Source organism: Vibrio sp. 10N.222.47.A9 (assembly GCF_963872585.1).
GTDB lineage: Bacteria > Pseudomonadota > Gammaproteobacteria > Enterobacterales > Vibrionaceae > Vibrio > Vibrio splendidus.
The window spans coordinates 41,239-55,062 of the sequence record NZ_CAWNBB010000021.1 but is presented as its reverse complement, the minus strand read 5'-3'; the positions used below and the strand labels follow the sequence as shown (position 1 = coordinate 55,062).

Here is a 13,824-nt window from a genome sequence, read left to right as displayed (position 1 = left end):
CATGAAAACACTTAAAGTGGCCGCTGGACTGTCGTGTTTGGTTTTACTTACGGCTTGTGAAGATAAACAAGTTGTAGAAGTGAATAACACGCCCTTGGTTAAAGCTATCGAGATTTCAGTCATCGACTTTAGCGACAAACTCTATTTCCCTGCGGTTGCAAACGCTGCCGAGAAGGCTCATCTCAGCTTTCGAGTCGCTGGAGAAATCAATAAGCTTGATGTGAAAGAAGGTGAGCGTGTTTCACAAGGAGACATCATTGCAGAGCTTGACCCTACCGATTATCAACTGGATGTCGACAATGCTCAGGCGCGTTACACGGTAATTAACAGTCAATACAGACGTTCAAGTCCGCTAGTGAAGAAAGGTTTATTGGCGAAGTCACAGTTTGATGAAATTGCTGCTCAACGCCAGATCGCTTATGCCGAGCTGGAACTCGCAAAACTGCGCTTGTCGTTCACTAAGCTTCGTGCCCCTGTTGATGGGATCATTTCTCGTGTCAGTGTCGATCAATATGAAAATATTCAGGTAGGCCAGCAGGTGGTGAACATTCACAGTGTCGAAGATGTTGAGGTTGTTATCCAACTGCCTGACCAGATTTACGTGAATCAGCCTAGCGAACAGCTGTTATCGAATGTTGAGGCTGTGGTAAGAGTGCCCAGTGGCAATGAATACACGGCGGCTATTAAGGAGTTCACCACTGAACCTGACCCAAGCACGGGCACGTTCACGGTGACGCTTGCTCTACCTATGCCGGAAGATGATTTAATTCTGGATGGTATGGCCGTTGAGGTGACGTCAAATGGGCGAGATATCGGCTTGGAGTTAAAAGCTGGGGTACTTATCCCAATCGAAGCTGTGTTTAATGCGGATGGCGATGATTTAACGCGCCAGAACTCTTATGTATGGGTGCTTAATGACGACAGTACCGTCTCGAAACAGCAAGTCGTAATAGGAAAAGCCAATCAGAAAACATTGCAGATCATGAAAGGATTAGAAATGGGGCAGCATGTCGTTGTTGCAGGCGTATCGCGATTGCGAGATGGGATGACAGTGGAAGTATTGTCTCAGGAGACGAACAATGAGTGAAGTAAACAACAAGCCCCAAAATGACGATCAACAGGGTGATGATCAGATCACAGGTGTTGCTTCTTACTTTATACGTAACAAAGTCATTAGCTGGATGCTATCTCTGATCTTTCTTATTGGTGGTGTCTCTGCCTTTTTCGGCTTGGGTCGTTTAGAAGATCCTGCCTTTACCATCAAAGATGCGATGGTTGTGACCTCTTATCCAGGGGCCACACCTCAACAAGTTGAAGAAGAAGTTACTTACCCACTAGAAAAAGCGATTCAACAACTTACCTATGTGGACGAAGTGAACTCTATCTCTAGCCGCGGCCTATCACAGGTAACGGTGACGATGAAGAACAACTACGGCCCAGATGATCTTCCGCAAATATGGGATGAACTTCGCCGAAAAGTGAATGATCTCAAGGTTGAACTGCCACCCGGCGTCAATGATCCTCAAGTCATCGATGACTTCGGTGATGTTTACGGTATTTTGCTGGCGGTGACGGGGGATGGCTATAGCTACAAAGAGTTGCTGGATTACATTGATTACCTAAGGCGAGAGCTAGAGTTGGTTGATGGCGTAAGTAAAGTCTCCGTTTCCGGCCAACAACAAGAGCAAGTGTTCATTGAGATATCGATGAAACGGATAAGCTCTCTGGGTCTGTCTCCAAGCACGGTATTTAACCTTTTATCGACTCAAAATATTGTATCAAGTGCAGGAGCAGTAAGGATTGGTGATGAATATATTCGAATCCATCCAACCGGTGAGTTCCAAAACGTTGAACAGCTTGGAGATTTGATTCTTACGGAAGGTGGCGCTCAAGGGCTTATCTATCTAAAAGATGTGGCGAATGTAACTCGTGGTTACGTTGAGGTACCGAGTAACATCATTGGTTATAACGGCGAACTCGCGCTTAACCTGGGTGTCTCTTTTGCGCAAGGCGTGAACGTGGTCGCAGTGGGTGAAGACTTTGATCGAAGACTCGCCGAGCTTAAATATCAACAACCCGTCGGTATCGACATCTCCGAGGTTTATAACCAACCTAAAGAGGTGAACAAGTCGGTAAGCGGATTTGTGGTGAGTTTAGGGCAGGCGGTTGCGATCGTAATCGTGGTGTTACTGTTCTTCATGGGAGTACGATCGGGTCTGTTGATTGGTTTGATACTGCTATTGACCGTATTCGGCACCTTTATTTTCATGCAGTACTTCAAAATCGACCTTCAACGTATTTCACTGGGCGCGTTGGTTATTGCCTTGGGGATGCTGGTGGATAATGCCATTGTGGTGGTGGAGGGGATATTGATCGGCACGCAGAAGGGGCGAACCCGGATGCAGGCCGCCACTGATATCGTGACCCAAACCAAATGGCCACTGCTTGGCGCAACGGTGATTGCGGTCACTGCGTTTGCTCCAATTGGTTTGTCTGAAGATTCAACGGGCGAATACTGTGGCACCTTGTTCACGGTGCTATTGATTTCATTGATGCTGAGTTGGTTTACTGCCATCTCGATCACGCCGTTTTTTGCCGATATCTTCTTCAGAGGACAGAAGGTTGATCCCGATAACGAAGGCAAAGATCCATACAACGGGATGGTTTTTGTTATCTATAAAAACTTCCTTGAGTTCTGTATGAAACGCGCGTGGCTAACCATGATCGTTCTGGTGATTGGTTTAGGTGCTAGTGTGTACGGTTTTGGCTTTGTGAAACAAGCATTCTTCCCATCTTCAACTACTCCGATGTTCCAAGTGGATGTTTGGATGCCGGAAGGTACGGATATTCGAGCAACTAATACCAAGTTGAGAGTGCTTGAGAGTTGGCTGTCGGAACAAAGTGAAGTTGAACATATCACGACCACGGCCGGTAAAGGTCTGCAGCGTTTCATGTTGACCTACTCACCCGAGAAGAGTTATAGCGCGTATGGCGAAATCACGGTTCGTGTGAAAGATTATCAGGTACTTGAGGGGCTGATGCGTCGCTTCCGTGAACACGTTGACAGCCAGTTCCCTGAAATTGATTACAAACTTAAGCAAATTGAATTAGGCCCTGGTGGCGGTGCGAAAATTGAGGCTCGAATCGTCGGTTCAGACCCAACCGTGCTACGTTCAATCGCAGCTCAAGTTATGGACATCATGCGTGCTGATGACGGAGCATTTAACGTTCGTCATGATTGGCGTGAAAGAACTAAGGTATTAGAGCCTCAGTTCAATGAAAGCCAAGCGCGTCGTTATGGTATTACCAAGTCTGACGTTGATGATTTCCTAGCGATGTCTTTCTCTGGTAAGTCGATTGGTGTGTATCGTGATGGTACTACGTTGATGCCTATTGTGGCTCGTTTACCTGAAGATGAGCGAGTTGATATTCGCAACATCGAAGGTATGAAGATTTGGAGCCCGGCATTAAGCGAATATATTCCGTTGCAGCAAGTGACGCTTGGCTACGAATTGGAATGGGAAGATCCACTTATCATCCGTAAGAACCGTAAGCGTATGCTGACGGTAATGGCCGACAACGACCTATTGGGTGAAGAAACGGCTTCGACGTTACAGAAACGCTTACAGCCACAAATTGAAGCGATTGAGATGCCACCGGGTTATTCGTTGGAGTGGGGTGGTGAATATGAGTCATCTGCTGATGCACAAGCGTCTCTGTTTACCACTATGCCGATGGGTTACCTGTTCATGTTCTTGATTACCGTGTTCTTGTTCAACTCGGTCAAAGAACCGCTAATTGTTTGGCTAACGGTTCCATTAGCGCTAATCGGGGTAACGACAGGCTTATTAGCCTTGAATACACCATTTGGCTTCATGGCATTGCTAGGCTTCTTGAGTTTATCCGGGATGCTACTTAAGAACGGTATCGTACTGCTTGACCAAATTGAGATTGAGATGAAGTCCGGTAAAGATCCATATGTAGCGGTTGTTGATGCGGCACTGAGTCGTGTTCGTCCGGTATGTATGGCAGCGATCACCACCATTCTTGGTATGATCCCTCTACTACCGGATATCTTCTTTAAACCAATGGCAGTAACCATCATGTTTGGTTTAGGCTTTGCGACTGTACTCACGCTAATCGTAGTACCTGTGCTGTATCGTTTATTCCATAAAATTGAAGTGGCTTAACGTCAACTAACCTTTGAAATAATGCCCCTATTTGGGGCATTATTTTTATGTACGATTACTAAAAGAGACTATCGAAATGGAAGCGAATAAAGTGGATAGAACGTGTGCATGGGCGCTTAAACATGAGCTTGAAAGGGAGTACCACGACGCAGAGTGGGGCGTGCCTGTTTATGATGACCAAGTTCTGTTTGAGTTCATTACTTTAGAAGGCGCTCAGGCGGGCCTGAGTTGGATTACGATCCTTAAAAAGCGTGAAGGCTATCGTGCTGCATTTGATAATTACGATCTAAACAAGCTAGCTGAGTTGAATGAAGACAACGTGCCGTACATCATTGAAAACTTCGATGTGGTTAAACACAAGGGCAAGATTGCTTCGGTATACAACAATGCGCGAGCAACACTTGAACTCCAGAAAGAGTTTGGCTCTTTATCAAATGCTTTATGGCAATTTGTCGATAACAAAGTGATAGAGAACAACTGGACTGAGATGTCTCAAGTTCCCGCTTCTACCGAGCAATCTAAAGCGATGAGTAAGTTTTTGAAGAAGAGAGGCTTTAAGTTTGTAGGGGAAACAATCTGTTACGCGCTTATGCAAGCGACAGGTATGGTTAATGATCATTTAGAAGGTTGCCCACACAAATAAAAGTGTTATTTCTCGTCGCGAAATAATTACGTGAAAATTGGAAAATTTACTGGTCATTTGTAAACTATTCAATATTATATGCGACCGAATTCAAACCTAGAAGACGATAGTGAAACAACAAATCTACCAAATATGTGATGCTCGTTATGATCCCTTGCTTAGGCAGTTTGTGCGTGAAGATGGCCACGTAGAAACTATCGCGCCGTTAGAAGGTAAGGTGTTTCTATTCTTGCTTGAAAATGCCGGTGAGTGCATCGAGCGAGGTCTGATATTTGATAGGTGTTGGGGTAATGTGATTGTTTCAGAGCAAGCGCTGACTAACGTTATCTCAAAGATTCGAAAAACACTGTCTAGGGTAACTTGTGGTTGCGCGACGATTCGTACCGTTAGTAAGACAGGGTATTCTCTTGAAATCGAAGAGTTGAACAGGTCCACAGTAACTGAAGAGGTACCTTCTCAAGCGAGTAAAGAAGTGTGCGAACTCGGTGTCTCGCTTGCCGATTCTACGTTGAAGCAAAACGTACCTTTGCCCCCAGAAATATCCCAAGACCCGTTAACAATAAATGAAGCATTGATTGATGCAGATTCTGCGAAAGTTGTTTCTTCCGAGCTACCTAGTGAGTCACACCTAGATCAGAGTGCAGTTAAGCAAGAACAGGCAAATGTTGTGTCTAATAGACACCTCGCTAAAGCCGGTTATTTACTCGCTTTGGTTTGTGTCGCAGTAACGGCGTTCAACCTTTTCCAAACCTACTATACGCCCCTACCTTATTTTATTGATAAAGCGGAATATCGTGACCGTTACACCGACAATACCAACCACTACTTCTTCCATATTGCTCATAATGACTCCTATTCGTTGCCTGCGGTCACTCAAAAGCTTACAGCGGTGATACCGAGCCACTGTAACGTTGATGTCTTTGTCCGTATTTACCCATCAGTCGACCAACCCGAAGATGACGCGTTATACATGTTGATTCAAAGGAAAGATGGTGAGGCTCTGAATTATAGTGCTTCGGTTTTCAATGTAGAGTCGTCTTTTGATTCCTTTGCTCAGTATATGAAGAAGAGGAGTTACTTTTGCGACTAATTGGTTTACTTATTTTGGTGGTAATTGCTGCAGCAAGTTTTTTGCCAGAACAGAACGTATTAGCGGGCACTCGATGGCATTGCAAAACGATTAAAACTGATTTTTTATCTCAGGCATTCCAACCATATCAATCGCTTTATGAACGTATAAGCCTTACTTTTCAATCTGACCATACCTTTAGCATGAGAGAGTTTGTGACGATTACAGAGCAAGACGGTAAGGAGAGTACTATGGAAAATCTGTATTTTGGGCACTATGAGCTTGATGGGAATAATTTGTCGATGAGCATTATAGATGTGAGAACGGCGACCCCTTTCCATGATCCAATTATTAACAATGAATATAGTGAGTATAAAGGGGTGACGATTGATTACGCTATTGCAGTCAAGAATCAGTCTTTGTATTTGTTCAATGAACACCGCTCTGAAATTTTCAATTGGGCGTGCTTTGACGTTCAGTAGCTTTTTAAAGCGACGTGTCTAATGCGCTAATCTAAAAAAGGCAGGAATATCCTGCCTTTTTGGTCTGAGTCTACTAACGCTTTAAATTAAACGAGCGCGTTGTAACGCTCCAATCCTGCTTCTAGGTCTGCAATCAGGTCATCGACATCTTCTAAGCCGATATGAACACGTACCAAGGTTCCTGTGAAGTTAGGGTTCGCTACTGTTCTTAGGCTATCGAAGCTGTTCGGTTCGTTCGCTAGAATTAAGCTTTCAAAGCCACCCCATGAGTAACCCATACTAAAGTGCGTCATACCATCAAGCAGCGCTGTGGTCGCTTTTGTATTTGAGTTCTTCAGCACGAAAGAGAACAAACCATTACCGCCAGTGAAATCTCGTTTGAAGAATTCATGGCCTGGGCAAGACTCAAGGGCAGGGTGACGAACATGATCAACCTCAGGTCGAGTCTCCAACCATTTTGCGACTTTCAAGCTGCTCTCTGCATGTTGGCGTAGTCGAACGTCAAGAGTACGGATACCACGAAGGGCAAGGTAAGCGTCATCTGGTGATACACATTGCCCCATCAAATAGCTTTGTTCTCTTAGTTGATCCCAACACTTCTCGTTGGCAACAGCAGTCCCTAGCATCACATCAGAGTGACCAACAATGTATTTGGTCGCTGCTTGGATAGAGATATCAACACCGAATTCAAACGGTGAGAAGTTAACACCGGCAGCCCATGTGTTGTCGAGCATCACTATGATGTCGTGTTCATGAGCAATACGCGCTAGCGTTGGAATGTCTTGCACTTCCATGGTGACTGAGCCCGGAGATTCGGTAAACAGCACCTTAGTGTTTGGCTTAATAAGGTCTTGGATGCCTTCACCGATCGTTGGCTCGTAGTAGGTCGTCTCTACACCCACCTTCTTCATGATGGTGTCACAGAAATCACGCGTCGGTTCGTAGCAGGTGTCGACCATCAGAATATGATCGCCTGTTTCTACAAAAGAAAGAATGGCATTTGAAATGGCTGCAGTACCACAAGGGTAAAGTGCACAGCCTGCGCCGCCCTCGACTTCAACCATGGCATCTTGGAAAGCGAAGTGAGTGTTGGTTCCACGGCGTCCGTAAAAAAGCGTTTTATTAGCGCGATTAATCGTAGCTTTACGCTTTTCTTCTACTGAGTTGAACACGACAGTAGAAGCGCGCTGTACTGGTGGGTTAACGACACCATTGGTCCACTTCTTATCACGACCTGCAGTGATCAGTTTAGTGGTTTTGTTCTCGGACATGCTGTGAATTCCTTATCAATCGGTTATGTCCTATTTAAAACATGCCAATAGCATTCAAAGCAAGAGCAGAGGGGGAGTTTTTATGCTTTTCTTTCGCTTTTTAACCTTTCACGTCGTTTATCGTGAAAGGTCAAAAGTCTGATAAGTAGAGAGATATGAGTCACAGTGGGTCCATTGATTGGATTACAGCAGTGGATTGAACAAATAGAACAATCGTTCGAAGAAGCGGTTACGTAAATTTCTCTGCTCCCATTGCTCCAATTCTACTGGATGAGATGATTCAATATAGGATTGCTGCAAATCAAACAGTTGCTTGGTGAAGTGTACGTCATCAACGGCTAGCGTCACTTCGAAGTTTAGCCAAAGGCTGCGCATGTCGATATTGACCGTTCCGATTAAGCAAAACTCTTCATCAATCACTACCGATTTGGTGTGAAGAAGGCCACCATAAAACTCGTAAATCTTAACGCCAGCTTCAAGTAACTCTGTATAGAAAGCGCGAGAAGCCCATTTAACCATCAATGAATCGTTGTTGTGTGGAATGATCAGTTCGACGTTTACGCCCCTTTGCGCTGTCATTTTCAGCGTTTCTAACAAGTCAGCACTCGGTACAAAATAAGGGGTAGTGATGCGCACAGAACGATTGGCTTGATTAATGGCAATAGTCAGAACTTGTAGGATCAAATATTCCGGCATACCAGGACCAGACGGAACGACCTGAACCGGATGGTGCGTCATTATTTCTTCAATCGGGCATTCAGGTAAATCAGGAAGAATGCGTTCGCCTGTTTCTACTTCCCAGTCCCAACCATGAATGGCCGAAAGCACGTTAACGGTTGGCCCCGTGACTCGGACCATTACGTCTATCCATTGACCAACGCCTGAACTCTGTTTGAAATGCGCCGGATCCACCATGTTCATTGAACCGGTATAGGCGATGGATTCATCAATGACGATGATCTTACGGTGCTGTCTTAAATCAAGGCGACGTAAGAAAATACGCCATGGGCTTACTTCTAATGCTTGCACAACTTGCACACCAGCGTCTTTCATCATTGAACGCCAATGGCTTTTGAAAAAGCGTGGACTACCTGCTGAATCGAGTAAAACCTTAACATCTACGCCACGTTTGGCCGCTCGAATCAGTGCAGAGGCTATGGAGTCGGTTAGGCCTCCAGGATGCCAAATGTAGAAAACCATTTTGATACTGGTTTGTGCGTTTTCTATATCTTCGATAATTGCGTGCAGGATCTCATTGGGTGAAGCTTGCAGTGAAAGTGTGTTTCCACTAAGTGCAGGAATACCCATTCGATTATTACAAAGTTCATCAATCTTGTGGATTGGGGAGCCAACTTTACCTGGAAGGTGAACCTGACAATCATTTAATTGGCGGAACCAATCACCGAATGGAGTAAACATGCGATGTGCGCGCTCAGCCCGCTTTCTACCTAGGTTTAGCTCGCCGAAAAGGAAGTAACAGGCCACGCCAACAATCGGGATAATGTAGATAACCATCAACCACGCGAGAGAAACGCTGACAGAGCGTCGTTTTAGTACGACACGGAAAGTCACACCGGCGACGAGAACCCAGTACAAAGCAACGGAAGCTAAAGTTAAAAAATGGTAGAGCTTTTCCACATTGAATACTCGAAAAAAGAGACACTTAGATAGTAATGCTATTTTGAGGATATGGGAATTTAAGGAATCAACTATTTACAAAATAGAGCAAAAGCTGTAAACAGGTTATAGTTGTTAAGTTTTGGTTAACTTAAGAAGAAAACGATTGTTTTGTATAAAAAGACGGCATTTAACCATAAAAATTTACATTGGTAACGAAATATGTACGGTTCGGACTTCCAATTTTATTCTTAAACTGGTTTACTTGCCATACAACGAGCGTCAATCAAATCTTTTAAGTGTGTAAATTTTTTTATACACCTTATCTTTTAAAGACGCCACCCAAAGCAAAACACAACATCACACAACACAAAAGTTTGGAGTACACGTGGCTACTAGTAATACAACCACAACACCCCGCGATACCTGGGGTTCGAAGTTAGGATTCGTAATGGCTGCAGCAGGTTCTGCTGTTGGTCTAGGTAACATCTGGAAATTCCCTTACACAGCAGGCGAAAGTGGCGGCGGTGCATTCGTTGCAATTTACCTGTTTTTTGTAATCTTCATCGGTTTCAGTGTCATGCTGACTGAATTTGCGATTGGCCGTCATACGCAAAAATCAGCAGTAGGTGCATTTAAATCAACTGACCGTCGTTGGACGTTCGCTGGTGTTATCGGCGTAGTCAGTGGTCTACTTATCATGGGTTTCTACCCTGTAGTAGGTGGTTGGTCTATCGCATACATCGGTAAAATTGCTGGTGGTCTACTAGACGCACCTGAAGCAATTGGTGACAGCTTCGGTGGCTTTATCTCAAACCCAGTTCAACCACTTATGTGGATGGGTCTATACCTACTACTTAACGTTGTTATCGTTATGAAGGGTATTTCTGGCGGTATTGAGAAAGCGGGTAAGATTCTGATGCCACTTCTTTTCATCATCCTTATCGTTGTATCAATCAAAGGCCTAATGCTTCCGGGCGCGATGGCTGGTCTTGAATTCCTATTCAGCCCTGACTTCTCTAAAGTAGACAGCGGTGTAATTCTAGCTGCACTAGGTCAAGCATTCTTCTCATTATCTCTTGGTATGGGTTGTATGTTGACTTACGGTTCTTACCTTAAGAAGAAAGAGAACCTAGTTCAAACTACAGCTATGGTTACGGCGATGGATACAGGCGTTGCTATCCTAGCTGGTGTTGCAATGTTCCCTGCAATGTTCGCATTTGGTATGGAACCTGCGGCGGGCCCTGGTCTAGTATTCGTTGTTGTTCCTCAGCTATTCGCTGAAATGGGCGGCGTAGTTGGTCTTCTATTTGCACTAATGTTCTTCGTTGGTCTAAGTGTTGCGGCACTAACTTCTTCAGTATCTCTACTTGAAGTTGTGGTTTCGTACCTAATCGATGAGAAAGGCATGAAGCGTGTGACTGCAGTACTGTCTGCAAGTGTAGTAATGGCGATTCTATGTATCTTCGCTTCTCTATCACTTGGCGGCTTCGGTCCAACACTGTTTGGTACTGGTGCATTTGATATCTTCGACTTACTAACGGATAAAATCTTCCTAGCAGTTGGCGGTATGTTGGTATGTATCTTCGCTGGTTGGAGACTAAACCGTGCTGACCTAGAGAAAGAAATCACTAACGACGGTGAAGTATCTTTCCCACTATTCGGCCTATGGTACACACTTGTTAAGTACATCATCCCAGTAGCTATCGCTATCGTAGCGTTCATGGGTATCTCTTCTGGCTTCGACAGCGGTAAAGGTGCAATCATGCTACTAGGTATTGGTATCATTGCTGGCTCTGCGCTTATCTCTAAGAAGTTATAGTTCTGAGAAGCTATAGTTTTAAGAAGCTATAGCTCTAAGAAACCATAGCTCTTAGAAGCTACAATCCGCGAGTTAAAGTAAGTTAAGAAACGGGAGCCATTGGCTCCCGTTTTTTTATGCTACTAACTTAATTATCAAAGAAAAATAAATACTTAAAGTTATTGGTCTGGTAGCCGATATAATGAAAAGTAATAGCTGATTGAGCTGTATTTTATTTAAGTAGGTGTTGTGTGAAATTGTCAGTTAGGAAGAAGTTGTACGCCGGGTTTGGCTCTATATTGGCGGTGCTTGTCACGTTAGTCGGTATTGTATGGATAGAAGTCATTGGGGCTCACAAGAGCGCTGATGAAATTAGAATGGATGATGTACCGGGAACGGTGACCTACCTTGTATTGATAGATGAAGCCGGGGATGTTTATCGCGATGCACTTGGTGCGATTACTCAAGCCGATAATGCGCTTAATGATTATCGAACCAACAAGAATGAATTTGCTCAGGCTATTAAAGAAGCAAAACGTTTAGAGAGTCGAGGTTCAGAAGACCATCGCCGTATTGAGCGAATTGAAGACCTGATGGGGCGCTTTACTCAAGAGTTTGAATCTAAGCTTGTACCTATGATCAACGATGAGTCTGCGCTGTTATCGAATATCCAGCAGCTTCGCTCCTTATATGAGAGTAATCTAATCCCGGTTGAAAACTTACTGGACCAAGCGTCTGCAAGTGAGCGTGCCGATACAGAACAATCGCTGCTTGTATTAACCGATTCGTTTACCACCATCGAACGCACTATCATGGTGTTGTCTGCCATTGCGATTGTGTTTGGTTGTGTGATTGCGTTTGTATTATCTAGCTCCATCACTAACCGTCTAACTCGTGTTGAACAAGTTGCGCGACGCGTGGCAAATGGAGACCTTACCGCTGGAGATATTGTTGATGATTCTGGCGATGAACTGGCCGATCTTGCTACGTCGATTAACCAGATGCAGAAATCTTTGGTCGACCTATTGGGTTCAATCTCTTCTGTGACGAACCAAGTTCAATCGGTGACAGGTGAGCTATCATCAATCAGTCAAGACATCGTTTCTGGTGCCTCTGCACAAGCTGATAAAGCTAACCTGATTGCGACTGCCGCAGAAGAGCTAAGCTTGACCATTTCTGAAGTCGCGCAGCAAGGTACTTCTACTTATGAAGAGGCACGTCGCTCAGAAACGTCAGCAGAAGATGGCCGTAACGTGATTGTTGAAATGGTGGCAAGTATCCAACAAGTGTCGACTCAAATGAGCGACATGTCGGTACAAATGAATACGCTAGGTTCACATGGCGAACAGATTGGCAGTGTTATTAAGGTAATCGAAGACATCGCTGGACAAACCAACCTACTGGCGCTGAATGCTGCGATTGAAGCGGCACGTGCTGGCGAGTTTGGACGTGGATTTGCAGTGGTTGCTGATGAAGTACGAGCACTGGCAGAGAGAACGACCAAAGCGACTCAAGAAGTGTCTGGTATCATTCAGTCGATTCAATCTGGTACGCAAGAAGCGGTGACTTACACTCAAGATAACTGTCGTCTAGTTGAGATTGGTGTTGAGCAAAGCTCTGGCGCAGTTTCGGCGCTAGAAGCGATTGTAAGTGGTGCTGGCAATGTACAAAGCATGGTCAACTCTATCGCGACAGCGGCAGAAGAACAGACAGCGGTGACCAAAGAAATTGCAGCGGATATTACGGCGATCAGTGATATTTCTGAGCAGTCTTTGCAATTAGCGACTCGCAGCTCTGAAAATACCTCAGGCTTGAACGCTAAAGTTGCTGAGCTAGAAGCATTAGTCGGTAAGTTCAAACTCGCGTAGGGCGGGTGGCTTTGTTCTATTTTCCGAATGCTAATTGAACAAAGACCAAGCACTGATCGCTACTTGCTGAAAAGAAGCCCGATGATTCAATATTTATTGAGTGAGTTGGGCTTTTTCGTAGCTGGAATCTGGGTTCAGACACGGTATACTCCACGTTCTACAATGGAGCTAGCCTTTAAATGTTCGACATTCTTCTGAACCATTCTGATTTTTTACTCATAAACAAACATCCTGGCGTCAGCGTCCATAAAGACGATGGCGATACCATGTTGTTGCAAGAAGTTGCTAAAGCAATCAACGAGCCGAAGCTATACCTAGTCCATCGTCTCGATAAAATGACATCAGGTATTCTACTGCTGGCAAAAAATGCTTCGGCAGCAAGTGAGCTTTCACAGCTATTTGCAAAGCGTGAAGTTGAGAAGTACTACCTTGCGATTGGTTCGAAGAAGCCTAAGAAAAAGCAGGGGCTGATCTCAGGTGATATGGAGCGTTCACGACGCTCAAGCTGGAAGTTACTGACAAGCAAAGAAAACCCAGCGATTACCCAGTTTTTATCTGCAACGGCTGAACCCGGTGAGCGTCTATTTTTGTGTAAACCCTATACGGGGCGAACTCACCAGATCCGTGTCGCGATGAAGTCGATCGGCTCAGCCATTGTTGGTGACCCTATTTATAATCCATCGAGTGAGGCTGACAGAGGTTATCTGCATGCCTTCGCGATTCGATTTACCTATCAATCACAAGCCTACGAATATGTCTGCGATCCAAGAAGCCTAAACTCCTTGGGTGAGAAGTGGCATCAAGAGATCGTGTCTAATGGTTTAGACAACTGGCTTGAACCTTGGTCATTAACTTGGCCAAAGCTAAACACTAAGTGAGTGAA

Annotated in this window: 10 protein-coding genes; 8 read left to right on the top strand and 2 right to left on the bottom strand. The window is 44.7% G+C overall.

The genetic code is table 11. The features are described 5' to 3' along the window. The first annotated feature begins 1 nt into the window (after position 1). The 5 genes from AACT19_RS04400 (at position 2) to AACT19_RS04380 (ending at position 6,384) form a co-directional block, all read left to right on the top strand. Complete coding sequence (locus tag AACT19_RS04400; RefSeq protein WP_004734608.1) at positions 2 to 1,087, top strand: efflux RND transporter periplasmic adaptor subunit; 1,086 nt, start codon at positions 2 to 4, stop codon at positions 1,085 to 1,087. Next, positions 1,080 to 4,190 carry an efflux RND transporter permease subunit gene (locus AACT19_RS04395; protein WP_017079006.1) on the top strand — a complete coding sequence of 1,037 codons (3,111 nt, stop codon included), beginning with the start codon at positions 1,080 to 1,082 and terminating at the stop codon, positions 4,188 to 4,190. Before AACT19_RS04400 ends, AACT19_RS04395 begins: the two co-directional genes overlap by 8 nt. A 76-nt stretch (positions 4,191 to 4,266) precedes the next feature. Next, positions 4,267 to 4,833 (top strand): DNA-3-methyladenine glycosylase I, encoded by a 567-nt coding sequence (locus AACT19_RS04390; protein ID WP_076645474.1) that lies wholly within the window; start codon positions 4,267 to 4,269, stop codon positions 4,831 to 4,833. Between the two features lie 109 nt (positions 4,834 to 4,942). Beyond that, a complete protein-coding gene (locus AACT19_RS04385) occupies positions 4,943 to 5,923 on the top strand; it encodes a winged helix-turn-helix domain-containing protein (RefSeq protein WP_076645472.1) in 981 nt (326 codons plus the stop codon). Continuing rightward, positions 5,914 to 6,384: a hypothetical protein gene (locus AACT19_RS04380; RefSeq protein ID WP_076645470.1), complete on the top strand. Its 471-nt coding sequence runs from the start codon at positions 5,914 to 5,916 to the stop codon at positions 6,382 to 6,384. The genes AACT19_RS04385 and AACT19_RS04380 overlap by 10 nt, the downstream gene beginning before the upstream one ends. An 86-nt stretch (positions 6,385 to 6,470) precedes the next feature. Here AACT19_RS04380 and AACT19_RS04375 read toward each other — a convergent pair whose 3' ends face one another. Further along, the gene (locus AACT19_RS04375) at positions 6,471 to 7,655 is read right to left on the bottom strand and encodes a cystathionine beta-lyase (RefSeq protein WP_076645468.1); all 1,185 of its coding nucleotides are present in this window, start codon (positions 7,653 to 7,655) and stop codon (positions 6,471 to 6,473) included. 183 nt (positions 7,656 to 7,838) lie between these two features. Then, on the bottom strand, positions 7,839 to 9,293 hold the full coding sequence (cls, locus tag AACT19_RS04370; protein ID WP_076645466.1) for a cardiolipin synthase: 1,455 nt from the start codon (positions 9,291 to 9,293) through the stop codon (positions 7,839 to 7,841). A gap of 367 nt (positions 9,294 to 9,660) precedes the next feature. On the opposite strand from cls, the gene AACT19_RS04365 reads away from it, so the two are divergent. The 3 genes from AACT19_RS04365 (at position 9,661) to AACT19_RS04355 (ending at position 13,819) form a co-directional block, all read left to right on the top strand. After that, positions 9,661 to 11,094 (top strand): sodium-dependent transporter, encoded by a 1,434-nt coding sequence (locus tag AACT19_RS04365; protein ID WP_012604350.1) that lies wholly within the window; start codon positions 9,661 to 9,663, stop codon positions 11,092 to 11,094. 230 nt (positions 11,095 to 11,324) lie between these two features. Further along, complete coding sequence (locus AACT19_RS04360; protein WP_017090088.1) at positions 11,325 to 12,941, top strand: methyl-accepting chemotaxis protein; 1,617 nt, start codon at positions 11,325 to 11,327, stop codon at positions 12,939 to 12,941. A 179-nt stretch (positions 12,942 to 13,120) separates the two neighbouring features. After that, the gene (locus AACT19_RS04355) at positions 13,121 to 13,819 is read left to right on the top strand and encodes a TIGR01621 family pseudouridine synthase (RefSeq protein ID WP_004734618.1); all 699 of its coding nucleotides are present in this window, start codon (positions 13,121 to 13,123) and stop codon (positions 13,817 to 13,819) included. Positions 13,820 to 13,824: the final 5 nt, after the last annotated feature.

Coding starts and splice junctions, on each gene's coding strand:
- AACT19_RS04400 (WP_004734608.1), top strand. CDS start 2: ATGAAAACACTTAAAGTGGCCGCTGGACTGTCGTGTTTGGTTTTACTT.
- AACT19_RS04395 (WP_017079006.1), top strand. CDS start 1,080: ATGAGTGAAGTAAACAACAAGCCCCAAAATGACGATCAACAGGGTGAT.
- AACT19_RS04390 (WP_076645474.1), top strand. CDS start 4,267: ATGGAAGCGAATAAAGTGGATAGAACGTGTGCATGGGCGCTTAAACAT.
- AACT19_RS04375 (WP_076645468.1), bottom strand. CDS start 7,655: ATGTCCGAGAACAAAACCACTAAACTGATCACTGCAGGTCGTGATAAG.
- AACT19_RS04355 (WP_004734618.1), top strand. CDS start 13,121: ATGTTCGACATTCTTCTGAACCATTCTGATTTTTTACTCATAAACAAA.